The sequence below is a fragment of the Paenibacillus sp. Marseille-P2973 genome, assembly GCF_018101095.1.
In the GTDB taxonomy this organism is placed as follows: Bacteria; Bacillota; Bacilli; order Paenibacillales; family Paenibacillaceae; genus Fontibacillus; species Fontibacillus vini.
Window position 1 is genome coordinate 190,696 of sequence record NZ_JAGQEH010000004.1, and the last position, 24,419, is coordinate 215,114.

Here is a 24,419-nt window from a genome sequence, read left to right on the forward strand (position 1 = left end):
ATTTACTATTCAGATCAACGCGATTGCGAGCAGGGTAAACAGGCTCAGGGTCAAAATGTCATTACCGTACCAGCCTGCACCGCCGTATGGGCCAGGGTAAAATGCGGACGTTTGGACAATTCCACCGCGTTCCGGACGCAAATATACGTTGTTACGATCAACATCGACAATAGTACCCGTATATTGCTGTCTATCAAACGTCATGATGCGAACCTTCCGATTTTTCAGGCGCAAACAATTGTAATAGGCATCCACTTGGGCATTCCTCCTCCTTTTCTATAAATTATGAGGAATAGGGCTAGGGAGTCACGGCGAAGGGCTATATGCCAAACTTTATATAAATGATTCAGATCGGTTAATAGTCGGTTTAATAATACTTATTGGCTTTACAACGGATTTCGGTCGGGAGGAGATGATGCTGTCATGGCGAAATTACTAATTGCAATCACGAAGTCTAGACAAGACGCAGCCTTGGTCATTGAGGATTTAAAGCAGGCGGGGGTTAAAAAAGGAAGTATTTCGGTCGTAGCCAGAACCGAGCAGGAGTTGGGACTAATTAGCCGGGATACCGGGCTTTCGAAGCCGAAGCGAGGCGACGGGAACCATGCGTTGTTCCATCCGCTTATCGAGGTCGCCGCCATCCTCGAGGATGAGCCGGCAAATGTGGCCGTGATCGGTCCAGCAGCAAAATTGTTGGCGGGTGCGGAGATCGGGAAGGGCAGCGACGACTTCGTCGTCGGTCTAGTGGGAGTGGGCATTCCGGAGAAGGATGCGAAAGAAATTGAACGGGTTCTGGTAAAAGGGGATTTCGTGATTTTTATCGAATCCGAGGAAGAGGAGGCCGGAAAACTGGGAGAAATAATAGCTTCGCGGGAAGATGTCAGACCTTTTCCGTCTCCTTTGAAACCATAAATAAATTAATCTGTTTTTCAGGTTTCCGTAAGGTTGTATTAAGGAACTGTTGGTACATTATATATACTCCCTCTTCATTAATATAGATGCAGTAAAGAAACCATCCCAGCCAGAGGGATGGTTTCTTCGTTTTAATCGTGAATTATTTCAAATCTTCGATCGAATTAACATCGACATAGGCAGGAACGACCAGCCCGGTTTTTACGCCGGTCATGTTTGGACCGAGGTCCTCCAGCTTATCGCCGTACTCTGTCCAATAATCGGCATGTGTCAATGGCAGCCATGCGGCAGGAGAGGCATCGACATCCCCGCTGGCAACGCCGGTCCACATTGGGCCCGCTTCAACCTGAAGCGCGGTAACGTCATACCCCAGCTTACTTTCCAGCACGTATTCCAGCAGGTTGGTGCTGGCGATTTCCGAATCCCACGCTACATAACTAAGCTTGAGTTTATCGCCGCTGACAGGCTTCAAATCCTTCGTCCAAGTGTCCACACGGTCGCCATGACTGTCAGCCCATTCTTTGGCTGCATCCGCCGGATCTTTCCCTTCCTGGATGGCGGTCATAATTTCACCCATCTCATCGGAACTCCATTCGAAGCGGTCAAGAAACTCATAAGCTACAGGATGATCTTCTTTTAAGCCTTTCCGTGCGACGGTATGGATTTCTTCGGCTTCCCCGAATACTTTTTTCGGATCTTCAAGATACTTCAGATCGTATTTCGAGAACATCCAGTGTGGGGTCCAGCCGGTAATGATGATCGGCTTTTCAGCCTTTACCGCTTTGTCGAGCATGGCGGTCATAGCCGCTCCCGAACCTTCGATCAGCTTCCAGTCGGTGAGACCGTACTGGTCTATCGCAGCGGCGGTAGCTTTCATAATGCCGGCCCCAGGGTCGATCCCGATGATTTCATGTTTAACCTGATTCCCGAACGATTCAGCTGTACCGGTTTCCCCTTTGTTCCCGGTATTGGCGCCTTTACCTGAATTAGAGCCGCAAGCGGACAGGGCCAGAACCCCGGCTAAACCTGCAAGTACTAGTAGTTTCTTCGATATCTTCATTCTTTAACCTCTCCCTTTGTTCGATTTGAAAAGATTTTGCGTAAACCGGTCAAGTACGATAGCCAGCACGACCACAGCAAGGCCGGCTTCGAAACCTTGTCCGATTTTAAGCTGGGTAACGGCGCGGTAGACGGTGGCGCCGATCCCCTGGGCCCCGATCATCGAAGCGATGACGACCATGGACAAGGATAGCATGATCGTTTGGTTGATTCCGGCCATCATGGTCGGCATGGCGAGCGGAAGCTCAACCTTGATCAGCTTCTGCCAGGAAGTCGAGCCAAAGGCGTCGGCCGCTTCGGCCAATTCGCCGGATACCTGCTTGATACCGAGGTAGGTCAAGCGAATGGTTGGCGGAATCGCGAATATGACGGACGCAATAACGCCGGGCACAACGCCGAGACTGAAGAACGTAACCGCAGGCAGTAAATACACGAATGCCGGCATCGTCTGCATGAAATCAAGCAGAGGCGATATGATCCGGTGCGCCGTTTTGCTGTAGGCACTCCAGATTCCGATCGGAATGCCGAATACGATGGATATGAGCCCTGAAGTAATGACCAATCCAAGCGTGTTCATCGTTTCTTGCCAGTAGCCGAGATTATCGATGAGCAGGAAGCCGATCACCGTAAACAGGGTCAATCTCCATTTTCCGACCAGATAGGCGAGAATTCCGATAATAACGATGAAAAGCAGCGGATGCGGAAGCAGGAACAGTCCTGAGAAGAAGCCTACGACGGCTTCGATTACGTCAGAAATTCCATCAAACAATCCTTCGAGATTGGATGCCATCCAGTCGACGATCGCTTCTATCCAGTCTGCGAGCGGAAGCTTAGGAATGAAGTCCATGTTCGCTCACCTCCTTGTTATCCACTTCTCCAGCAAGAGCGCCGAGCACGGCTCCTCTAACAATGACGCCGAGCAACCGCTCCTGTTCGTCAACGACCGCCAGCGGTACCTTCGCGGAACTGGTCACTTCAAATAGCTCATTCAGCAAAGTTTCAGGTGGCACCTTCGGGCCGTCTTCGATCAGAATATCGCGTAGGGAAGCCCCTGTTTTAAGCGCTTGAGAGGCGTCCTCGGCCGTAATGACCCCAAGCAGCCGCTTGGCCCGGTCGATTACGAACAGATTGGAAATACCTCTTTCCCGCATGAGCTGCAGAGCGACCCGCGGTCCGCGGTCCAATGTTACTGTTTCTGGCCGGCGCATTACCCGCGATGCCGTCAGGACTTTGGACAAGTCGACATCTTCGATAAAGCGTTCGACGTAACGGTCCGCAGGCTGGGTCAACATTTCTTCCGGCGTACCGATTTGCACGAGCTCCCCGTCCTTCATCAGGGCGATCCGGTCGCCGATGCGCAGCGCTTCATCCAGGTCATGGGTAATAAAGACGATCGTTTTCTTCATTTTCTCTTGCAATTCGAGCAGTTCATCCTGCATGTCGCGGCGAATGAGCGGATCGAGTGCGCTGAATGCTTCGTCCATCAGCAAAATTTCCGGGTCGTTGGCCAGCGCCCGCGCTAAGCCGACCCGCTGCTGCATGCCGCCGCTCAACTGATCCGGCATAACATGCTCCCAGCTCTTCAGCCCAACCAGTTCCAGCGATTTCTGGGCTTTTTCGCGGCGCTCCGCTTTATTTACTTTCTGCACTTCCAAACCGTATTCCACATTCTCGAGAACGGTCCGGTGAGGAAAGAGAGCAAATTTTTGAAACACCATGCTTATGGTTTTGCGGCGAACTTCTCGAAGCTGAGACTTATTCATCTTTCTCAAGTCCTGTCCATGGATCAGCACTTCGCCTGAAGTAGGTTCGATCAGACGGTTAAGCATGCGTACCAAGGTGGATTTACCGCTGCCGGACAGTCCCATGATCACGAAGATTTCACCTTCATTAATACTGAGGCTTACCCGGTTTACGCCGACCATGATGTTTTTTTCCTTAGCGAGCCGTTCCTTTGTATACCCTTGCTCCAGGAGTTGGATGCCTTGCTCGGCACCGGGTCCGAATAGTTTACTTAGTCGATTGACTTTTAAGATTTCACTTCCCATACATTCACCCCTTTTGAATTCAGCAAATTTCATTTCTCTATATGGACACAGTTAATTTTCGCCGTACCGTGCCAATCCATGCTCCTAGTGTAGCAAATAACCAAGCTTTTAATCAATTCTTAAAACCGTACGTATAGAACGTACAGAAAAAACTGTACGTAAGGAATCTTCGTATACCTGCCGAATGCTCCAAAATGCTACCCGGTTCACTTCTTTACTTTTGGGCATCCTTTTCTTAAGATAGAAGAAGTATCCGTCCGCCTGCGGAAATGCCGATAACTGCGGAAATGAGGATGCCTTGATTGCGCAATGATAGGAGGTCGCACGCATGAGCTTGGACCAGCTCACTACGGAACAACATGCCGAGTTATTAAAAGTGCGTAAGCGTGTTATAGAAGCGATAGGCAGAAACATGGACTTATATGGAATATCATTGTCGACGGGCCATTTGTACGGGCTGCTTTTTTTTGCCGACAAGCCGATGACCTTGGATGAAATGGGACTGGAAATGAAAATGAGCAAGACTAGCATGAGTACGGGAGTGCGTACCCTGCTTGACTTGAAGATGGTAAATAAAGTGTGGGAGAAGGGCTCCCGCAAAGATTTGTATGAAGTAGAGTATGATTGGTATCAGACGTTTACCGATTACTTTGCGATTAAATGGAGAAAAGCGGTCGAAACCAACATCTTGGTGCTTCGCCGCGCGATACAGGAAATCAATAAGTCGTTGGCGGGAGAGAACAGTCCGCAGGAGCCGTTCCGTTCCATACTTGAGGAAGACCGCCGCAAGATGGGCGAAGCCGTCAAATATTACGAATGGATGGACCGGTTAATCGATGTGATGGAGAGCGGCGAGATCTACGATCTGGTGCCAAAGGAGTAACAACAGAAAAAGGCGAGTTCCGGTAGGGAACCTCGCCTTTTTTATTTTCAGGATCTGCCGCTCAGAAAATGTAACGGACATGAGGGCCGTTATCCGGCGCAAAATGAAGCGTTTTGAAATCTAACGGACACCAGAGACCTTAATGAGGTGAGAAAGCCAGGTTTGACGGGGAATGGAGGCAAATAACGTCCTGTATGTCCGTTAGAATTTAAAAACCGGGGATTTTCCAGGAATAACGTCCCCTGTGTCCGTTAGAGCTACGCTTATCGTCTGTCGAGCCACAAATCACCGCTCAGCACCCAATGTACAGCGTCAAATACCTAACACACAGCGCCAAACGCCATATACAGCGCCTGCGATCCGCAATCTACCATCCATCACCACGGACCACAATCGACCCAGGCATCTCGTCAAACGTCCACCGACCAGCACCTACAGATCAACGTCCGCCGACCGCCGCCAACAGATCACCGCACACCGCACACCGCACACCGCACACCGCACACCGCACACCGCACACCGCACACCGCACACCGCACACCGCACACCGCACACCGCACACCGCACACCGCGAACACCTTGCAGACCAGCATCCGCCGACCACCCACCTCTAAAGCTGAGCACTTAGAACCGAGCACTTAGAACCGAGCTCTAAGAACTGAGCTCGGAACCTCGCCGCTCAATACACCCCGATATCATCCAGCATGACCCGTCCGGGGCCGTCGGTCAGGCGGAAGGTGAGCCGCGAGATGCCGGAAGCTGCGTTAAAGTCCGGGTCTTCGTCGCTGAAGGCGGATAGCGGCAGCAAATAAGTTTGGAAAACCGCCTCTGTCGGATTTTTGTATTTGCCGTCGGACAAATGCAGGTCCAGCCAAGGGTGGAGGGTGTAGTTGGTTTCGGGTAACGGCAAAATCGGCATGAACTTCGAAAGAGGTAGTCGTACGATGACCCCATCCAAACTCTCCAGCTCCACTTCAATATCTATTTTTTTCACCTGGCTTATTTCATAGCTCCGATCCGACAAGGAAAAGGATAGAAATTGTGCCGATGCCTTGCTAGGCGACGGTGCTGCTTTATCCCAGCTCAAACTGTAGGTGGACACCGTCTCGGATTGATCATCTCTCTCCAGCACCGCACCCCGCGTGCCTTTGCCGGACTGGCGGCGGTTTTTGGCCTCTTCTTCCTTCCAAAGAATATCCTGGCCTTCGGCTACGCCTCCGCCCGGAACGGTCATCCGGTTCATATCCTCGTCGAACTTGGCCCAAGAGGTCATTTGTCCGCTTTCGAACCGGTTAAAATAGGTGGTCTCGGGCAGCCAATCCAAGCCGGTCCTGTAGTCGCGGAACAATGGAAGGTACTGATCCTGCCGGTGGAGCGTGGCCTCCAGAAATGCGGAAATATAAACCTTTGCTATCGTTCGTTGTTCTGCGGCGGGCAGCAAGCCTTTTCGGCTCAGCAGAATACCTTTCGGGTAACTGATATCCCGGCCGCCCCAACCGGTATTAAACTGGCTATGGTTGGCGTCCGCAATATAGAGGGAAGCTTTGAAAGAAGCCTCTCCCTTCGAAAACGAGGTCCGAGCGTACTGGCGCTCTCCGTCGAAATCATTGACGTCGCCGTCCCGCGCGCCTTGCAGCGTCAAATAATTGACATCCTTCAGCTTGGCATAATTGCCGTCGACTTTTTTGTCGGTCGGGGCAATGGCTGCGATCGCCCGGATCTGATACTGATCGATGCCTTCCAACGTTTCGTCGGCGGCGAACCACCGTTTATAATCGGAAGCCATCGATACGGCCTGACCGCCCCGGGAGTGCCCGATCAGAGCGATTTGCTCAAAGTTGACCCGCCCGTAGAACGGCGTCTCAGGATCCGCGGCGAACTTGCCGATTTCCTGCAGATGTTTGAGCAGAATCCACGCCCGAACCTTCATATCATTATCCGGGATACCGGTCCACACGGAATAATTAAGGAAATTCTCGTCCACAGACACGGCAACGAATCCCCGGCTTGCTAGCAAATTCCCCAGATAAGAATAGCCGTCATCCGAATAGTCTTCCATTAAATGATTCCCATGAACGATCAGGACGAGCGGAAAAGGACCGGAACCTTCCGGCATCCATACCCGTCCGTTTATAGGAAGTGCCTTTTCATTGAATCCCCAATAGAACGTTCTGAAATCAGACCATTTTTTAATGTAAGCGGAGGCATCCGCCGAGCTTGAAATCAGATCGGCGCCTACGCCGTATTCCGGCTGCCAAATATCCTTGCCGCTTCCGTAATAGAAGGATTCGACTTGGTAATTGCCCGGTTCGCCGGGATTCAAGGCGTTGATTTCAGGAAGGTCAGAAACATCCACGGAGACCGCGGATTCCGTTGGATCAGGCCATACGGCAGAGGACAAGCAAGCCAGCACCAATACGGCGGCCACACTGGCTTTAATCCGCAGCGTAATTTTACGGGAAGCAAATAACCCCACCAACAGACCGATAAGCACCCCGGTAAGCGTTACAGCCGAAGATACGATGGCCGAGATCGCGAACGCTTCATCTTCCTGATAGAAAATGAGGAAAATGGCAACCAGATCAAAAATGACAGTGCCTATAAACAGGCGGGGAGCGGGTAGGCCGGTTAAAGCCAGAATGATTGCGATGAGATGGGCTATCAGAAACAGTGCCGCTGTTCCGGCAAAGGCGAAGGTCATGGTGTCAAAGGCGGTACCCAGCCCTGTCGGCATTCCCAGCGCGGCAAGGATAAACGCGAAGATGCCGGCCCCCCAGGGACCGGCTATGCTGATCCGCCAGAACGCGGTATCGTAGCGATACGTCTCTCGGATGCGCTCGCGCAGCTTTGAACGAAGCGGTATTTTCGGTTGCTTGATGACATACTCTGTCCGGATTTCAAGTTCCATGGCTTCCCCCAGCTATTCTCTATATATAATGTCTGAAGATTGTGCGTCGTAACAACCTTCATTGTAACATGCACAAAGGAGGGAGAGGTAATGGAGAATACCGGGTCTTCAATTTCAGGTTCATAAATACCGACTTTTGATTACCGGCCTCGATTCGGTTTGAAGCGGATGAAGGACCAGATGAACAGGACGAGCATAATTGCGAGACAGACGCCGATGCTAATCCGGTTTTGCTCGTCAAAGAGGAAGAGAACCGCGATGACGGATAAGCAAATGACGGTCAGAATCGTGATGTAAGGATATCCCCAAACCGTAAATCCCGGCTTGGTAGGGTAAGTTTTACGAAGTTTCCATTCCGACAACAGAATGCTGATCCAGACCAGCAGCACCACAAAACCGGGCACAGCCATCAGCAGTCGGAATACGTTGTCCTGAGCGATATAAGCAATCATGGATCCCAGAATAAGCACGACGGCACACAGCTTAAGGCTGTTCACCGGTATGCCCTTGGAGGACAGACGTGCCAATCCGGATGGGGCTTCTCCGTCTGTAGCCATCGAATGCAGCATCCGGGTTGCACCGTATATTCCGGAATTTGCCGCGGACAGCACGGCAGTGATCAAGATGAAATTCATTAGATGTGCGGAGCCTTGCAGCCCTGCGGAAGTAAGCACCTGCACAAACGGGCTTGTATGCTCGTTCAACGAATTCCACGGTATCAGGCCGCAAATAATCAGTATCGGTAAAGTGTAGAACAGGACTACGCGCAATATAAAGCTTTTTACTACTTTAGGAAGTACTTTTTCGGCGTCTTGCGCTTCCGATAGAGTCAGGCCGATCAGCTCGGAGCCCCCGTAAGAGAACATGACGATCAACAATGCGGGGAAGATGGCGGTCCAGCCGTTCGGAAAAAATCCGCCGTAAGCGGTAAAATTATGACTCCATGAGGCGCTTGCCCCCGGAAGAATTCCGAACAGGATACAGGCGCCCAGCACAATGAACACGATGATCATGGCGATCTTGATTCCTGCCAGCCAAAACTCGAATTCCCCATAGCCTCCGACGCTCATCATATTGATCGCCAGGATAAATCCGGCGCTGGCCAAGCTGAGTACCCATAGCGGAACATCCGGGAGCCAGAACTGCAGGAAGCTTCCCGCGGCGATCACTTCAATTACGCAGACGGCGAGCCACATGAAGCAGTACAGCCAGCCGACGACAAAAGACAGCCGTTCGCCAAACGCTTTGCGAATAAAGTCTTTCATATTGAGACCCGGGTACACGGTAGCCATTTCGGCAATGGCCCCCATTACGACCAGGAGCAGCAAGCCGGCGAGGATATAGGACAAGACGACACCGGGTCCGGCCACGCTGACCGTTTCGGCGCTTCCTTTAAATATGCCGGTGCCGATTACCCCGCCCATCGCCATGAAGCTGATGTGCCTCGGGAGCAATTTTTTTTGCAAAGTATTCTTGTTGGAATTCAACGATCGTAGCCTCCTGACCTAAGGTCAATTTTAAGTGTATTGCACTATATTACAATAAAAACCGGATTTATTGTAATGCAATAGATTATAATTCCCCATTGTTGATTAGTATCATATTTCGTTGATTGCTCTGATAGTAAGCGGTTTCCTGTTCTATTAGAATGTAAATAGACGGAGAAAGCAGTTTGGGGAGGAAAGACAGATGACACAGCTATCCGTATCAAAACCGGTGGAGACGCCGGGGAAAAAGCCAAACGGGGTGCAGCGATTTTTTAAACAAATCGATTTGCAACTGATGGTTATTCCGGCGCTCATCCTCATTTTTATTTTTAGTTACATACCGATGTACGGCATCCTGATGGCTTTTCAGGATTACAAAATCGGAAGAAGTTTTTCCAGCAGTCCGTGGGTAGGGCTCAAGCACTTCACTTATTTCTTCCATGCACCGGAATTTAAAACCGTGATGAGAAATACGATTGTTATCAGTTTTCTGAAATTTCTCATCGGATTCCCGGCCCCGATTGTTCTGGCTCTCATGCTAAATGAAGTTAGAAAAATGGCCTTCAAACGGGTTGTTCAGACGATTACTTATTTGCCTCACTTTATGTCCTGGGTTATCCTGGGCGGTCTGGTCAGCGCATTGCTTGCGGTGGATAACGGCAGCATCAACATGCTTCTGGAGAAGCTGAGCTTCATAGACAAGCCGATTAACTTTTTGTCACTACCTCAATATTTCTGGGGGATTCTCGTAACGACGAACGTCTGGAAGGAAATCGGATTTGGCTCTATCGTCTACCTTGCGGCAATCGCCGGTGTGGATCCAAATACATATGAGGCTGCATCGATCGATGGTGCGAGCCGATTCAAGCAAATCTATCTGATTACGCTTCCATCCATTATGCCTGTTGTCAGCATCTTCATGATCTTGGCTATCGGCAACCTGTTAAGCGCGGGTTTTGAGGACATTTTGATTCTCGCAGCCAACCCGGCCATCCGGGATGTATCCGATGTATTGGATACGTATGTGGTGCGTGTCGGGATCGACAATTACCGATACTCCTATGCAACTGCCGTTGGGGTCTTCAAAGCCGTAGTCAGCGTGGGTCTGCTAAGCTTGGCCAATTTCATAGCACGGCGGTCGGGCAACAGTTTGTGGTAATCCGGATATAATCAGAGGAGGTTGCTTGATATGAAGGACACCTTGGGTGATCGCATTATGATGCTTTTTATCTATTCATTTCTTATTTTGCTCGCGGTATCTACGCTGTATCCATTCTTGAACGCTTTAGCGGTATCTTTTAACCAGGGGCTTGATACTTCCAAAGGCGGAGTTACGCTATGGCCGAGAGTATTCACCTTGGAAAACTATAAAGTAGTGTTTAAGGATGACCGTTTGATGAGCGGATTTTTCATCTCGGTTCTACGTACCATCATTGGTACGGCATCCGCGATTCTGTGCACAGCGATCTTTTCTTACGGCATGTCCAAAAAGGAACTGATGGGCCGTAAATACTATATGGTTATGTGCATTATCACAATGTATTTTGGCGGCGGGTTGATTCCTACCTTCATGCTGATTCGCAACCTGGGTTTGATGAACTCGTTCTGGGTCTTCATTATTCCTTCGCTGATCGGCGTGTGGAACATGATCATTTTCCGAACCTTCTTCCAAGGGCTTCCGAATGGATTGGAGGAGTCGGCAAAAATCGACGGCTGCGGCAACTGGGGGACCCTATTCAGAATCGTTCTCCCTTTGTCGGGACCGGTTATCGCCACCCTGGCGCTGTTTACCGCCGTGTATCACTGGAATGAATGGTTCCTCGCCGGGATTTATATCTCCGATCAGAATAAATACCCGATCCAGACGATTTTGCGGCAGATTCTGTTATCCAATATCGTCTCCGAACAAGGGGGAGGGGGGCTGGATGCTTCATCGCTGGCCCACATGCAGCGGGCCAAAACGATAACAAGTAAATCGCTTTCGATGGCGACGATGATCGTTGCTACGCTTCCAATTATTTGCGTCTATCCTTTTGTACAAAAGTACTTTGTCAAAGGCGTACTGGTCGGTTCACTGAAGGAGTAGGTAAAGTGGATAAACGATATTTCAAGCGGGTTTAGAGCACAAGCTTTAACCATAGATCATATCATTTGTATTTCAGAAAGGGGAAAGCAACGCTATGATGAAGAGGAGAAATTGGCTGGTTACCGTTTTATCGGTCCTGACGATTATTGCACTGGTTGCCGGTTGCTCCGGCAAAAACAGCAATAGCGCTAAACCGGCTGAACAGAACGGCAACACTGCGGAGACGCCAACGACAGAGGCGAACTCAGAGGGGCCGAAACTCTACGAACTTGGGAAAGAGCCGCTCAACATTACATTGTTCGGAAATTATGACTGGTATACGATGCCTAAGTGGGGCGATGATCCAACCACGAAATGGGTTCAAGAGAACAAGAAAATTACGGTGACGGAAGTACCAAACGGCGGCAACGCAGCTCAGAAGCTGAATACGATGATTGCATCCGGCGAATTGCCTGACATCGTATGGGGCGAACGGGGAACTGACGTAGAACGGCTGCGTGAAGCAGGATTGCTTGTTCCGCTTGATGATTATATCGATAAATACCCGAATTTGAAAAAATGGCTCGACCCGAAAGCTCTGAACATGCTTCGTTCACCTGACGGTAAGCTGTATCAGTTCCCGAACTGGTATACGAACCGGCCGAACGGGAACGCCGGCTGGGTTGTAAACAAGGAGTACTATACGGCGCTTGGTTCGCCTAAGCTTGAAACTACGGATGACTTATACGCCTATTTGAAACAGGTTAAGGAAAAGTATCCGAACGTAATTCCGTTTGAAACGGACCTTGCCACTGAAGGACATGGTCTGGACCAAATTTACTCCGCGTTTAAGGAAGATAACATGGGCTTCGGCAGATTCTTTGCCGTACCTGACGGTGACGACAAGATGAAATCAATCTATAAGGATGAACCTTACCGTGAGTCCGTTGTATATGCTGCAAAATTGTTCCGGGAAGGCTTGATGACGCAGGATGCATTTACACAAACTCGTGACCAGGTCGATGAGAAGTTGATGAATGGCCGGGTAGCGGTATATGCGACAGCGAACCCGACGGTTTACGCGATGGCTGCGGATACCGAGCTTAGAAAAAAAGATCCGTCCAATCCTGATCTTGGCTACTTCATGATATGGCCGATTCACAAAGAAGGGCTGGATAAGAACAAAATCTATCCGGGTACCTACAACAAATTGGGTTGGAATGCGGCAGTAATTACTACAAGCGCTAAAGATCCGGAAGCCGTCTTTGCATTCCTGGATTGGTGGACCGGTCCGGAAGGAACGACGCTGCAATTCTGGGGCGTGGAAGGCGAGTACTGGCAAGGACTTGAAGCGGATGGCTACACACCGAAATTTACGGAGAAATACGGTACGGAGAAAGACAAACTGGCTGAGTATCAGAAGTTCATGGATCCGTTGATGTGGGTCGGCAACACCGTATTTGCCGATGATACAAAAGGTAAATACGAGTCAACATTGGCTGAAAACGAGCGTAACTGGGCGACTTACTGGCAGTATCAAATTACCTGGAAAACGCAAGGGGACGCTACGGAGTTCGTTAATATGCCGCCAAGCCCGGACAGCGAAGCAGGCATTGCGTTCCAACGCGCTAAGGACATTTGGGATCAAGTGAGAGCGCAAACGCTGTTCACGAAGAATGACGCAGAAGTGTTGGCTCTCCTAGACAAGGCTTATGATGATACGATGGCTGCGGGATTCCAAGCAACATTGGACCACTTCGCTAAGAAGTGGGGCGAGAACAAAGCAATGATTAACGGGAATTAATTTTTCATGAAAGGGCCTGGTTTGTTCGGGCCCTTTTTTTCTATCACTGCCGGATGAATATGTGCCTGTTCAAGGAACATATTGGAACGGTATACTGGATTAAAGAGCCTATCCTAGGAGGATTCTCATCATGTATAAAGTGTTGTTGGCCGATGACGAATTGCTTGATTTGGAAGGAATGAAGCGTTTTATTCCGTGGACAGAGCTGGGATTGGAAGTGGTCGATGCAGTAAACAACGGATTTATGGCATGTGAAGTCATGGACCGCCATTCGATCGACATTCTCGTTACGGATGTCAATATGCCGAATATGTCAGGACTTGAATTGGCCAAAATCGCCATTGAGAAGAAGCCGAACGTCAGGATTATTTTTGTTAGCGGTTACCAGGACTTTCACTATGTGAAAGAAGCCTTGTCATTAAAGGCCTGCAGCTATGTGCTGAAACCGATGGACGATAATGAGCTGATTGCATCGCTGCGGGGGATTTCCGAGGAATTAAAGCTGGAAGAAAGACAGCGGGAAGCGGAAGAGAACTATCAACGCATGAAACCGATGGCGAAAAATGATCTGCTCGTGCGGTTGCTGGAAGGGGAAATTATCTGGAATCAATCCGACAGTATGATGAAATTGACCGCTTCCTACGGGCTGAATCATCTGGAGGGACCGCTTCGAGCAGCGGTGTTGGAAATCGACGACTTGAATTGGCCAAAATCAAGGGACTCGGATCCTGATGCCGGGACCAAACTTGAGAGCTGTCTGAATCAACTTTTTGAAGTGGTTTTTAGCCAGGACCTTCACTACTGCAAATTGGCCAGAAACCGGATTGCAATTGTATTGCATGGACCCGAAATGAGGCAAGCTCTTGAGGAAATCCGCGGGGCAGTCGACGCGTCTATCTCAATGTCATTAACGGTGGGGCTTGGCGGAGAGGTGCAGCATATCTCCATGCTTCCCCTTTCTTATAAGCATGCTTTGGAAGCGCTGGACGGAAAAATGTTTTTCGGGCGGGGACAGGTCATTAATTTCGAGGACGTCAGGAAGGCGCCCGAATTAAACGATGCCAAAACCTTGGACATCCGCCTGGATGCCCTGTTTAAAGCGATGTCTGACTATGAGTTGGTCCATATCCATGACGAGATCGATAATTTGTTCAAGTCGGTGTCCACGCTGCGCTCCAAATTTACAGTCTACAATCTGGCCATGTATATTGTGTTCAAGCTGGAGCACTATCTGCAAGAATTGGACGAAGATTTGTTTGACATGCTAGGGATGGAACTACATAGTCTGGATGTTGTCCTGAAATTTGAGCGGATCGGGGATATCCGTTCCTGGCTGGTTCGCCGGGTATTCGAGATCTCTGAATTGATCCGAAGGAAGAGAACATCCAAGAACAGCCGGCTGATTCGGGAAATAATAAGAACGATGGAAGAGCGGATGAACGAGAACATCACACTGAAGGACATCGCGGAACAATTCTCGTTTTCTCCGAATTATCTGGGACATTTATTTAAAGAAGAAATGGGCAAGAACTTCAGCGAAATGTTGATCGGCATGCGAATGGAGCAGGCCCGTGAATTGCTCAAAAATCCTACGCTGAAAATCTATGAAGTTGCCGACCAGGTCGGTTATCGTTATATTCCTTACTTTAGCCGGCAGTTCAAGGAAACATACGGGATAACCCCGATGGAATTCCGTAAGGGAGACCAGTGACGGAGGAAATGAATATGCCTACTTTAGGGGAGAAGCAAAAGCATAAATATATCCCGTTCGGTTATAAACTGATGATTACGTATATGGTGTTTATTATTCTGCCGGTCATCGCGATCGGTTACTTTTCCCATTCGATGTACCAGGATTCTATCCGTCAACAAACGAAGAACAATATCCAGGGGACGCTGGTGCAAATGAAAGATAATATCGAGTACAAAATGGGGGAAGTGGACCGGATATCCACGATGCTGTATGGCGACTACTCGTTGATCACGCAGCTTAGAGTTTATGGAAAAGGGTGGGATAGCTTCGAGCGGACCACTAAAATTATTATGCCTAAGTTTTCCATCGCCCTGAATTCCACCGGACTGAACATCGCGATGTTTTTGTTTTTGGAGAACGACACGTTTCCCGAGATTTATTACGGCTCTATCGATAACGAACGGCCGGAGGATTTCGAAGGAAGCTATAATATATACCATTTGTCCCGGATTCAGGACAAGGCGTGGCATATGGATTTTCCTCCGGAACAATTCGGAAAGACGAAGCTGTGGCAGCGGGTGGAAAAGGATAGGGAATTCAAACGCATCTCCTTTTTGCGGCGGTTAGTGGATTATGAGAAACCGCTCGAATTGAAAGAGATCGGGTTTATGCGGATCAGCGCCAGGACGGAGGAACTGTTTCAGGCGGTGGATTATCAGAAAATTGGAGTCGGCAGCGCACTGCTGATCAAGGATGAACTAGGCAGGGTTCTATACCAGTCCGGAACCGTTCCTAAAGAAACCAGCGGCAAGCTGAGTCAGAATGCGGAGTATTTGACCATTCGGGAATCTGTCGGAGAGCAGTCGTGGCAGCTCGAGGCCTATGTCCCCCTGACGGTTATGGAGCAGGATTCGGCTAAAGTACGTATGTTCATCATCTTGATTTGTTTTTTGTGTTTGGTAGTCTTTACCTTTGCGGGGGTATTCATTTCGAGATACTTCTCGGTTCGGATGAATAAAATTGTCTTCGTACTGAACGCATTCCGGGAAGGGGACCTGAGGAAACGGATGGGCTACCGGGGTAAAGATGAGTTCTCGCAGATCGCTTCGGCTTTAAATGAAATGGGCCGCAATATCGATAATTTGATCGAGCAGGTGTACGTGACCCAAATCGAGAAAAAGGAAGCTGAGCTGGAATCGCTTCAAGCCCAAATCAACCCCCATTTTCTATATAATACTCTCTCCTCGATCAGCCGCTTGGCTCAGTTTGGGGAGGTGGACAAGCTGCAGCGGATGGTGCTGGACTTGGCGAAGTTTTACCGGCTTTCCTTGAATGAAGGACGGACGGTAATTCCGATCCGCAGCGAATTGGAGCAGGTTCAGGCCTATATGAATATCCAGACGACCAAATTCGGCGACTCGGTGTCGGTGTTCTACGATATTGATCCGGAGATTATTAAATACGTGACCGTGAAGCTGATTCTACAGCCATTTATTGAGAATGCCCTAGAGCACGGCTGGTTCGGAAGCCCGATTCATATCCGCGTCTCCGGCAAAATGGAAGAGGACAACATTGTATTTAAAATTATCGATGACGGTATCGGTATGTCCGAGGATTTAATCCGGCAAATATTCGATCCGGTGGAGGGATTGAACACCGGGTTCGGCATCCGGAACGTCAACAGCCGCATCCAGCTCCATTTCGGAGCAAAGTACGGAGTTACGATCGGAAGCAGGCCGGGCATTGGCACAACGGTGCAGATCGTCATTCCCGCCGAGCGGGCCGAATGTCCTAATCACGGGACAAAAGGGAAGCAAGATCCCGGTTAAATCCATGCAATATGGAACTTAATCCCTGTTTTGATGCGAAGGTGTTTGCGGGGAGCGCAATGAGGGTAAGAGATCAAAGGTACAACGTGCCGGATACCTTTTTGCAAAGGAGTCTATGACATGAATCTCAGCGTACATAGCCCCGTGCCTTACCACTCCCAATACCCGAAGTCATCAGCGGCTAATAGGGAAAAAAGAAATGAAAGTCAAAATACGTCTCTCAGCTTCCATGATATATTACTTGAGAAAATGAAATCGAGCCGGGACCGGCACACTTCGGGACCGAATCGAATTCCTGCGCCTAGACAAGTCTAGAGCCATTACAATTGTCCCCCCTAGTCCAAACTCATCGACTGTTAGTATAACAGCGACGGGTTTTGGACTTTTTTTCTGTCCCTGCAAATTTCTTGACAGATTTCGGCATCTCGGTTTTAATAATCCAATAGTTTTTATATTCGGATCAGGAAAGGCAAATTTTATGAACTCACACTTGAGACAGATTCATCCGTTATCATGGACCATTATCATCGGGACGATCTTCGGCCGGATGGCCACTTCCATGAGTATTCCCTTTCTCTCGATCTACCTGATCAACCGGCTGGGCTCTTCGCCTACGCAGGCTGGTACCGTGGTTGCCGTAAGCTCGCTGATCGGCGTGTTTGCAAGCTTTTATGGCGGGTACATCTCCGATGTTATCGGACGCAAGAAGGTGCTCTTTATTTCGATATTCGGTTGGGCGGTCGTGTTTGTCGGCTTCGCCCTGGCGAATCAAATCTGGATGTTCTTCGTTATTAACGCGCTTAACGGACTTTGCCGGGCGATGTTCGAACCGACGTCCCGCGCGCTGCTGGCGGATATCACTCCGCAAGAGAGCAAACTTCTCGTATTCAACCTCCGCTATGCGGCCATTAATCTGGGGGTCGTGGTCGGTCCGATTCTTGGATTGCAGATGGGCAATTCCAATTCGGGATTTGCGTTTTATATTGCGGGCCTTGTTTATTTTTGCTACGGGATGGTCTTAGTCTTCCAGTTTCTTTTGCATAAAGGGATGGGCGGAGCGACAGGGCAAAGCACCGACAGGATTTCGCTCAAGGGAGCGCTGCGGATCACCGGAAGGGACCGTACATTTGTATATGTTTTGATCGGAATGATCTTCTGCGTGCTTGGTTATGGGCATTTCAGTTCGACGCTGGCACAGTATCTGGAGTTAAGTCCAAGCTTTACGGACGGGGCAAAATGGTTCGGTTACATGCTGTCGCTGAATGCGATTGTGGTGTTGGCGGTTCAATTCCCGCTGGTCCGGTTCTCCAGCCGCTTTTCTCCCATCGTTCCGCTGATCGCCGGCAATCTGTGCGTAGCCTGCAGTCTGCTTATATTCGGACTTTTTCCGTATATATGGACGATGGTGCTTGGTGTTGTTCTCTTCACGATCGGTGAGGTGCTGATGTTCACCATGACGGATGTGCTCGTGGACCGGATCGCTCCGAACGAACTGCGCGGGACCTATTTCGGCATGTTCGGATTCAACAACTTGGGGAATGTCATGGCCCCTTTGCTGGGAGGCTTTCTACTTGATGCGCTCGGAGTGAACCGGCCCCTGCTCATTTTCGGGATCATCGCGTTGACGACGGCGTTCGGTCTGCCATTCTTGCTGTTGGCGCGGCGGCATTTGCCTGAGGAACAGGCTCGTGTAGAGTAACCGGAAAAATTGTGAACGATGTTATATCCTTTTTTTGGAATATGGGAGATACTATTGTAGAGATTCAGATGGAAAGGAGGATCCTGAAAATGGTTTGGGTTATCGATTTCGTACTCGCTGAGCTCCATGCAAAGTCTGCAGAATCGACTGGGGCGATAACTTGCATGGAGCGTTAAGGAATATCGCCTTCTAACGGAACGACAATATCCGAAGTGGATTACCGCAGGCTTTGCTACCTTAAATTCAATTGAATTAAGGAGCGGGCTAAAATGAAATATATGAAAGCGGAAGTCATATTGCCGGAAGATCTATTGAGAGAACTTCAGAAATATGTTCAGGGAGCTACCCTATACATTCCAAAGTGTGAAGGAGTACGCAAAAAGTGGGGCGAAAACTCCGGAAGCCGGGATTTTCTGAGTCATCGAAATCAGGAAATCTGCAATAAATTCCGGGAAGGTCACTCCATAGATGATCTCGCCGAAACTTTCTGTCTCTCGTATGACAGCATTAAGCGCATCGTCTATTCGAAAAAAAGATAAATCTTAGCCCGTTCGCCGTTTCCTGGCGGCGGGCTTCTTTGTCTCTCCGTCTTTTGTGTCATAAACAAATAGAAACAGAACTTGATCTATCAGCCGCGTATTTGATCATTTATGGTTATTTATATACCTGATACACAAAAGGAAAGATGGATATGATTTCTCCGGAAATAACATTATTACTCGATAAGTATCTCCATAAAATCAAAGCGGTCGGTATACATCATGAGAAAATAGCGGAGCTAAGGCGTTTATTGAATCATGGGACTAATGGACAGCCCGGGTTGCGTTTTGCTGCCGAAGGGATGTGGTCGCAGCAAAAACTGCTGTCGGCGGGGCTGACAATCCACTCGTTCTTTTTCTGTCCGGATTGCGCCTATAGCCTAGAGGCGGTACAGTTGGCCGAGAAAATGATCCACGCAGCCGGTGAAGTATACCTGATTTCTAAAAAGGTGCTGGAAAAGTTGGGTGACCGGGATAAACCTGATGGCTTCCTCTCGATTTCCGAAATGCCAATAATTACGGCACAGGAGCTAATTTTGCCCGATAATGCGATGGTTATGGTACTGGACGGACTGGAATCGCCAGGGAATATCGGAACCATTCTGCGAAGCTGCGACGGCGCAGGGGTAGATGCCGTATTGATCTGCAACTCCAAAGTAAGACTGACCCACCCGAAACTGATCAAAGCTAGCATGGGGGCGGCATTTGTGGTCCCGTTGGTTTGTTTTGCAGCCGCAGAGCACTGTGTTGAATGGTTGGTGTCCCGGGGTTACGAAATCTATTTGGCGGATTCATCAGCGGAGGACAGCTATACAACAGTGATCTATCGTCGCTGTAATAAAGCCCTCGTTGCTGGCAGTGAGCGGTATGGACTTTCCGAAGCATGGAACAGGACCCGAGCGGGAATCCGTAAAGTTTCGATACCAATGCATGGAATATGCGATTCCTTGAATGTCGGGATCGCGGCCTCGATCCTCATTTATGAGATAAGTACAAAATGCAGTAAAGGGTGACAGAGATATGAAACCAAGATTAAGGAAATATGAACCCGACGATATGATGAAGGTGCGGAATTTTATAATCAGAACGCACAGCTTGCTGGGACAACCGAATAGTTGGGGGATAGACAGGTGGGAATTCGTTCCTTACTGTCAGGAGAAGAAGAATGGAACCTTGGAGCAATGGCTGAGCAGAATCGGAATATGGGAGCTTGAGAACGGGGAGATCGCCGCGGTCGCTTGCGATGACGGGGATGCTTATTTTTTGCTGGATACCTGGGAACCCGGCGATGCGCTAATGCATGAGATGTTCGAATATGCGGAAAGTCATCTTTTATTTAGTGAACCGGGGCGGCGTATTACGCGAAATGCACTGGCAATCACGGCGGGGATGAAGGGGATGGAGCATATTGCGGCAAGCAGAGGGTATGTACGGGAGCCGCAGGCAGATATCATGTTGTCGATGGAGCTCGACCGTCACTATGATGTAATCTTGGCTCCAGGGTTTGTCATAAAAGACGGCAATGAAGTGAACGATCAAAAAAAAGCGTTGGGGCACATTCGAGCCTTTGACTATGAGGGAACGGATGAAGCGGTAGATACGATGATTCATTTTGGAAATATCCGGAATGCTCCTGATTACAGGGCCGAACTGGATTTGTTCGTTATGAATCCTTCAGGCGAAGTCGTTTCGTTCTGCGGTCTCTGGCACGATGGAATTAATCATATAGCGATTTTGGAACCGGTGGGGACCCACAAAGATTACAGACGCAAAGGTCTAGGGAAAGCTGTCATCTACGAAGGCTTGAATCGTTTAAAACGCCTTGGCGTCCGCGAGGTTTACGTGGGATCCGACCAACCATTTTACCGTAGTATAGGGCTGCAAAAGGAACACCTGTTACACCGCTGGGTTAGGCACTTTTAGAGGGCTGGAGTCCTTAGGTCATTCTCCAGCAGAAAAATAGTGTGACGTCCCGATGAGGCGAGGCATCTGCCCAATCTTTCTCTGGGTTTGACACGTATACTGTGTCATGACCTAGAGGAGGTGGGGGATTTTGACGATGAAAGCACGGGGGAATCTGGCCCGGAAGTATCTGGGGAAGAAGGTTCGGATCAAGACCAAAACCGGTGCAATCTTCTACGGTAAAATCGTGAAAGTAGGAAACGGCAAGGTGTATCTCAAGACCGACGCGGTTCATAGCAAGGGCAGCAAGGCACATGCGACCTTTGCTCCGTTTATTTTACCTCTGGTACTGTTCGATTTGCTGGCGATTGTGCTGCTGGAAACGAGACCGAGACGGAGAAGAAGAAAAAGAAGATGGTAATCATAAAAAACGGTTGGGGCAATGAAGATCATGCCTAACCGTTTTTTATGATTACATATAACTGTATTATCTACAGTTAATTAGGGACTTGAAGCTCTTGATTGCGTATTAACTGGAAAACCTGCAGTTAAATAATAGATTTATTCAAGTGTCGGCCTGATATGGAAGAAATAACTGTAGGTTATACAGTTATTATCTACCATGAGCCGTAATATGAAAAATTAGCTGTATAAAATCCAGTTAATCTTCTTCAGATGGTCTTCACATGGTCCGAAAATAGTCCAGTCCCATCGCTTCACGCACCTCGGACAACGTCTCGCGGGCAACCTCCCGGGCCCGTCTTGTCCCCTCTATGAGGATTTCGTCGACGGTCCGGGGAATGCCCGTATAACGGGAGCGCCGTTCGCGCATCGGCTCCAGCAGGGTGTTGAGCGAGGATTCGAGCCGGTGTTTGCATTCGCTGCAACCGATCGAGCCGCGTTCACAGGCTTCGTGGATTTCCGCGACGCCGGAAGGCTCGAATACTTTGTGGTAAGCATAAATTGGACATACCTCCGGATGGCCGGGGTCATGTTTTCGGACCCGGGCCGGGTCGGTAACTGCCCGGCGGATTTTGTGGGCCAATTGTTCCTGAGAAATGTCCAGCTCGATGGCATTACCGAGGCTTTTGCTCATCTTCGCGTTGCCGTCGGTGCCGATCAGCCTTGGTGTTTCGCTGATCAGCGCCTGCGGCTCGGGAAATACGGGGCGATACAGCTCATTGAACCGGCGTACGACCTTCCGGGCAAGCTCCAGATGAGGGAGCTGATCGTCGCCTACTGGTACAATAGAAGCTTTGCAGAAAGTAATATCGGCCGCCTGGCTTACGGGATAGCCCAGGAATCCGTAGTACAGATCGTCAAGGCTGCTGCCCTTCGATTCGGATTTGATCGTAGGATTGTGGCGCAATGCATTTACCGTGACGAACATGGAGAAGAAAACGGTGAGCTCGGCGATTTCCGGAACCATGGATTGAACGAAGATCGTAGCCCGGTTAGGATCGATTCCAACCGCCAAATAGTCGAGGGTCACCTCGCGCAAATGCTCCCGGATGGAGTCCGGTTTGTCAAAATGGGTTGTCAGCGCCTGAACATCGGCGAGCAGAATATAGGAGTCATGCTTGTCTTGCAGCATTACGCGATTTTGGAGACTGCCGACGTAATGGCCGAGATGAAGTTTTCCGGTTACGCGGTCGCCCGTAAGCATCCGTTCTTTGTTTTTGGGGTTCATTTGATTTCCTCCTTAAATTGGGGACCTGGTTCCCCGATGAGAACAGGTCTGTGTAATCTAGAACTGCACAACATAGCAAAACGTGCCACCACCAGCCATCATCCACGGCCATCACCTCCTTAAAAAATAAAAAAACCTCGTCCGTATAAGGACGAGGTTATCGTGGTACCACCTTAATTAACCATCCGCCTCCGCATAATGGGGGGAATGGCCTTCTCGACCGGTACGGAGAATGCATCTGAATCTTAAAATTCAATTTCGATATTCTCGATACCTGTCCCTTGATAACGGCGGGAACCCCGGCTTTTCCTACTATGCCCTCCGCGGACAGTTCGGCCAAGCAACTCCAAAGGCCATTCGATCAAACGCGGGATACCGGTTCACAGCGGCCACCGGCTCTCTGAGAATCCCTGCATGTCTGTCTACTTACCCTTCATCACAGTTGTTCACAAATATAGATACAATATTACAACCGCTGAGATGCACGGTCAACATGAAATGTACACGGTTGCCAGCCTCTTTCGTCCAAGCCGGAACTCGTCTGCATAATCGGCCAAGTTCCCTCATAAACATGTATCAGTTTAGGAAATCAAACTGCAGAGGGGATGATCTCATGCGTCGGATCGCAAAGATGCTGACTATTTTGATTGTGTTAAGCATCGTACTTGCCGCATGCGGGAAAAAGGATGCCGCTGGCGTCGTCAAGGATTTGGACAAAGTGGTTACCAAAATGGAAAGTTATCAGGGCACCGGCACCATGACGCTGTTTACCGGCGAGAAGCCCCAGGAGTACAAGGTAGAGGTGTGGTATCAAAATCCTTCCTTTTACCGGATTGCGCTTACCAATGCCGAGAAGGACGTGACTCAGATCGTTCTCCGCAATGAACAGGGTGTATATGTTTTAACGCCGAGCTTGAACAAGAGCTTCCGCTTCCAGAGCGACTGGCCTGAGAACCAGGGCCAAGTGTATCTTTACCAAACCCTGGTACGGAGCATTCTGAGCGACGGCTCCCGTCAATTCGTGAGCGACAAAGACAGCTATGTATTTGAAGTAGCGGCCAATTACAACACGCATGCGCTCGTACGCCAGAAAATTTGGCTGGCTAAGGACAATTATGCGCCAAAACAGGTACAAGTCTCTGACGCACAAGCAAAAGTGGTCGTAGAGGTCAAATTCGACAAATTCGATTTCGATGCCAAGTTTGAGAATAACTCCTTCGATATGCAGCATAATTTGGATGCCGCGGCCAAGGATGCCAAAGGCACGCTGCTGGAAGTCGATGAGAACGGCATGCTGGTCGAGAAGGCGCCGGAGGCGAGCCAGAATGATCCTGCAGCTGAGGACACTGCCTCGGCCGTAGATAAAGGAGATGCCGCACTTCCTGCGTTGTCCGATCCGTTCGGCGTAATTATTCCGACCTATCTGCCTGATGGGGTTGTTTATCAGGATGATAAAATCGTTGATGACAGCGACCGGAGCCTAGTGCTGCAGCGCTATGGAGGTACATATCAATTTACGCTTACGGAATCCAGGTCTCCGGACCGGACGGCCTCGCTGGTTCCCGGCGAATTGATCGACCTTGGCTTTACTTGGGGCTTATTAACCGGAGATAAGCTCCAGACTCTGACCTGGACTACGGATGGTTTGGAGTTCCGGATCACAAGCGACAATCTTCCGCTTAATGAAATGGTGAAAGTCGCCGCTTCTATGCAGGACCAAACGGGTAAATAATTTAGGACAATAGGCGGATTACGGTTATTCCGGAGTCATTTGCACTCCGGAACCCGTCTATTCGCCTCTTTCTTTATTTCTCAGCTCCCGGATTTGACAGCCGCTCCCCGGGACATTACCATTAGTGTATTGTTTGAGAAATGTATTATTTGAGCATGGACTTTCAATC

19 protein-coding genes and 1 pseudogene are annotated in these 24,419 nt (G+C 49.5%); 13 read left to right on the top strand and 7 right to left on the bottom strand.

The genetic code is table 11. From position 1 onward, the window contains the following. Nucleotides 1-9 precede the first annotated feature (9 nt). Entirely contained in the window at nucleotides 10-255 is a 246-nt protein-coding gene (locus KB559_RS10385; RefSeq protein WP_211021669.1) for a hypothetical protein, read from the bottom strand. A gap of 168 nt (nucleotides 256-423) precedes the next feature. Here KB559_RS10385 and KB559_RS10390 point away from each other — a divergent pair, with 168 nt between their 5' ends. Further along, nucleotides 424-912, top strand: a complete 489-nt coding sequence (locus KB559_RS10390) for a hypothetical protein (protein ID WP_211021670.1) — start codon at nucleotides 424-426, stop codon at nucleotides 910-912. Nucleotides 913-1,054: 142 nt separating this feature from the next. Here the strand turns inward: KB559_RS10390 and KB559_RS25125 are convergent, their stop codons facing one another. The 3 genes and pseudogenes from KB559_RS25125 to KB559_RS10400 form a co-directional block, all read right to left on the bottom strand. Further along, nucleotides 1,055-1,972, bottom strand: coding sequence for a glycine betaine ABC transporter substrate-binding protein (locus tag KB559_RS25125; RefSeq protein WP_247681733.1), 918 nt, complete (start codon nucleotides 1,970-1,972; stop codon nucleotides 1,055-1,057). A gap of 14 nt (nucleotides 1,973-1,986) precedes the next feature. After that, nucleotides 1,987-2,818, bottom strand: a pseudogene (locus KB559_RS25130) (ABC transporter permease); the annotation flags it as partial. Next, complete coding sequence (locus tag KB559_RS10400; protein WP_211021671.1) at nucleotides 2,802-4,019, bottom strand: quaternary amine ABC transporter ATP-binding protein; 1,218 nt, start codon at nucleotides 4,017-4,019, stop codon at nucleotides 2,802-2,804. The pseudogene KB559_RS25130 and the gene KB559_RS10400, both read right to left, overlap by 17 nt. A gap of 328 nt (nucleotides 4,020-4,347) precedes the next feature. Between KB559_RS10400 and KB559_RS10405 the strand changes: the two genes are divergently transcribed. Further along, complete coding sequence (locus KB559_RS10405; RefSeq protein ID WP_211021672.1) at nucleotides 4,348-4,902, top strand: GbsR/MarR family transcriptional regulator; 555 nt, start codon at nucleotides 4,348-4,350, stop codon at nucleotides 4,900-4,902. Nucleotides 4,903-5,581: 679 nt separating this feature from the next. On the opposite strand, the gene KB559_RS10410 is transcribed toward KB559_RS10405, so the two are convergent. Both KB559_RS10410 and KB559_RS10415 read right to left on the bottom strand, forming a co-directional pair. Beyond that, nucleotides 5,582-7,810 (bottom strand): poly(ethylene terephthalate) hydrolase family protein, encoded by a 2,229-nt coding sequence (locus KB559_RS10410; protein ID WP_211021673.1) that lies wholly within the window; start codon nucleotides 7,808-7,810, stop codon nucleotides 5,582-5,584. A 140-nt stretch (nucleotides 7,811-7,950) separates the two neighbouring features. Continuing rightward, complete coding sequence (locus KB559_RS10415; RefSeq protein WP_211021674.1) at nucleotides 7,951-9,297, bottom strand: amino acid permease; 1,347 nt, start codon at nucleotides 9,295-9,297, stop codon at nucleotides 7,951-7,953. A gap of 202 nt (nucleotides 9,298-9,499) precedes the next feature. Between KB559_RS10415 and KB559_RS10420 the strand changes: the two genes are divergently transcribed. The 10 genes from KB559_RS10420 to KB559_RS10465 all read left to right on the top strand — a co-directional run bounded on the left by KB559_RS10420 (nucleotide 9,500) and on the right by KB559_RS10465 (nucleotide 21,249). Continuing rightward, the gene (locus tag KB559_RS10420) at nucleotides 9,500-10,456 is read left to right on the top strand and encodes an ABC transporter permease (RefSeq protein WP_211021675.1); all 957 of its coding nucleotides are present in this window, start codon (nucleotides 9,500-9,502) and stop codon (nucleotides 10,454-10,456) included. Between the two features lie 30 nt (nucleotides 10,457-10,486). Beyond that, the gene (locus KB559_RS10425; protein ID WP_211021676.1) at nucleotides 10,487-11,383 is read left to right on the top strand and encodes a carbohydrate ABC transporter permease; all 897 of its coding nucleotides are present in this window, start codon (nucleotides 10,487-10,489) and stop codon (nucleotides 11,381-11,383) included. A gap of 94 nt (nucleotides 11,384-11,477) precedes the next feature. Beyond that, nucleotides 11,478-13,166 carry an extracellular solute-binding protein gene (locus KB559_RS10430; RefSeq protein ID WP_211021677.1) on the top strand — a complete coding sequence of 563 codons (1,689 nt, stop codon included), beginning with the start codon at nucleotides 11,478-11,480 and terminating at the stop codon, nucleotides 13,164-13,166. A gap of 130 nt (nucleotides 13,167-13,296) precedes the next feature. Continuing rightward, the gene (locus tag KB559_RS10435) at nucleotides 13,297-14,877 is read left to right on the top strand and encodes a response regulator (RefSeq protein ID WP_211021678.1); all 1,581 of its coding nucleotides are present in this window, start codon (nucleotides 13,297-13,299) and stop codon (nucleotides 14,875-14,877) included. Nucleotides 14,878-14,891: 14 nt separating this feature from the next. Next, entirely contained in the window at nucleotides 14,892-16,688 is a 1,797-nt protein-coding gene (locus KB559_RS10440) for a sensor histidine kinase (protein ID WP_247681735.1), read from the top strand. A 478-nt stretch (nucleotides 16,689-17,166) separates the two neighbouring features. Then, nucleotides 17,167-18,387, top strand: a complete 1,221-nt coding sequence (locus KB559_RS10445) for an MDR family MFS transporter (RefSeq protein ID WP_211021679.1) — start codon at nucleotides 17,167-17,169, stop codon at nucleotides 18,385-18,387. Nucleotides 18,388-18,656: 269 nt separating this feature from the next. Then, on the top strand, nucleotides 18,657-18,926 hold the full coding sequence (locus KB559_RS10450) for a CD3324 family protein (RefSeq protein ID WP_211021680.1): 270 nt from the start codon (nucleotides 18,657-18,659) through the stop codon (nucleotides 18,924-18,926). A gap of 251 nt (nucleotides 18,927-19,177) precedes the next feature. Beyond that, nucleotides 19,178-19,939, top strand: a complete 762-nt coding sequence (locus tag KB559_RS10455) for a TrmH family RNA methyltransferase (protein ID WP_211021681.1) — start codon at nucleotides 19,178-19,180, stop codon at nucleotides 19,937-19,939. A 7-nt stretch (nucleotides 19,940-19,946) separates the two neighbouring features. Beyond that, nucleotides 19,947-20,849, top strand: coding sequence for a GNAT family N-acetyltransferase (locus tag KB559_RS10460; protein ID WP_211021682.1), 903 nt, complete (start codon nucleotides 19,947-19,949; stop codon nucleotides 20,847-20,849). A 136-nt stretch (nucleotides 20,850-20,985) separates the two neighbouring features. Further along, on the top strand, nucleotides 20,986-21,249 hold the full coding sequence (locus KB559_RS10465) for a hypothetical protein (protein ID WP_211022167.1): 264 nt from the start codon (nucleotides 20,986-20,988) through the stop codon (nucleotides 21,247-21,249). Between the two features lie 261 nt (nucleotides 21,250-21,510). On the opposite strand, the gene trpS is transcribed toward KB559_RS10465, so the two are convergent. Further along, entirely contained in the window at nucleotides 21,511-22,518 is a 1,008-nt protein-coding gene (gene trpS / locus KB559_RS10470) for a tryptophan--tRNA ligase (protein ID WP_211021683.1), read from the bottom strand. A 613-nt stretch (nucleotides 22,519-23,131) separates the two neighbouring features. Here trpS and KB559_RS10475 point away from each other — a divergent pair. Further along, nucleotides 23,132-24,250 (top strand): outer membrane lipoprotein-sorting protein, encoded by a 1,119-nt coding sequence (locus KB559_RS10475; RefSeq protein WP_211021684.1) that lies wholly within the window; start codon nucleotides 23,132-23,134, stop codon nucleotides 24,248-24,250. Nucleotides 24,251-24,419: the final 169 nt, after the last annotated feature.

Bases quoted from the DNA above. Each gene is read 5' to 3' on its own strand.
- KB559_RS10390 (WP_211021670.1), top strand. From the start codon at position 424: ATGGCGAAATTACTAATTGCAATCACGAAGTCTAGACAAGACGCAGCC.
- KB559_RS25125 (WP_247681733.1), bottom strand. From the start codon at position 1,972: ATGAAGATATCGAAGAAACTACTAGTACTTGCAGGTTTAGCCGGGGTT.
- KB559_RS10400 (WP_211021671.1), bottom strand. From the start codon at position 4,019: ATGGGAAGTGAAATCTTAAAAGTCAATCGACTAAGTAAACTATTCGGA.
- KB559_RS10405 (WP_211021672.1), top strand. From the start codon at position 4,348: ATGAGCTTGGACCAGCTCACTACGGAACAACATGCCGAGTTATTAAAA.
- KB559_RS10410 (WP_211021673.1), bottom strand. From the start codon at position 7,810: ATGGAACTTGAAATCCGGACAGAGTATGTCATCAAGCAACCGAAAATA.
- KB559_RS10420 (WP_211021675.1), top strand. From the start codon at position 9,500: ATGACACAGCTATCCGTATCAAAACCGGTGGAGACGCCGGGGAAAAAG.
- KB559_RS10425 (WP_211021676.1), top strand. From the start codon at position 10,487: ATGAAGGACACCTTGGGTGATCGCATTATGATGCTTTTTATCTATTCA.
- KB559_RS10430 (WP_211021677.1), top strand. From the start codon at position 11,478: ATGATGAAGAGGAGAAATTGGCTGGTTACCGTTTTATCGGTCCTGACG.
- KB559_RS10435 (WP_211021678.1), top strand. From the start codon at position 13,297: ATGTATAAAGTGTTGTTGGCCGATGACGAATTGCTTGATTTGGAAGGA.
- KB559_RS10440 (WP_247681735.1), top strand. From the start codon at position 14,892: ATGCCTACTTTAGGGGAGAAGCAAAAGCATAAATATATCCCGTTCGGT.
- KB559_RS10445 (WP_211021679.1), top strand. From the start codon at position 17,167: ATGAACTCACACTTGAGACAGATTCATCCGTTATCATGGACCATTATC.
- KB559_RS10450 (WP_211021680.1), top strand. From the start codon at position 18,657: ATGAAATATATGAAAGCGGAAGTCATATTGCCGGAAGATCTATTGAGA.
- KB559_RS10460 (WP_211021682.1), top strand. From the start codon at position 19,947: ATGAAACCAAGATTAAGGAAATATGAACCCGACGATATGATGAAGGTG.
- KB559_RS10465 (WP_211022167.1), top strand. From the start codon at position 20,986: ATGAAAGCACGGGGGAATCTGGCCCGGAAGTATCTGGGGAAGAAGGTT.
- trpS (WP_211021683.1), bottom strand. From the start codon at position 22,518: ATGAACCCCAAAAACAAAGAACGGATGCTTACGGGCGACCGCGTAACC.
- KB559_RS10475 (WP_211021684.1), top strand. From the start codon at position 23,132: ATGCGTCGGATCGCAAAGATGCTGACTATTTTGATTGTGTTAAGCATC.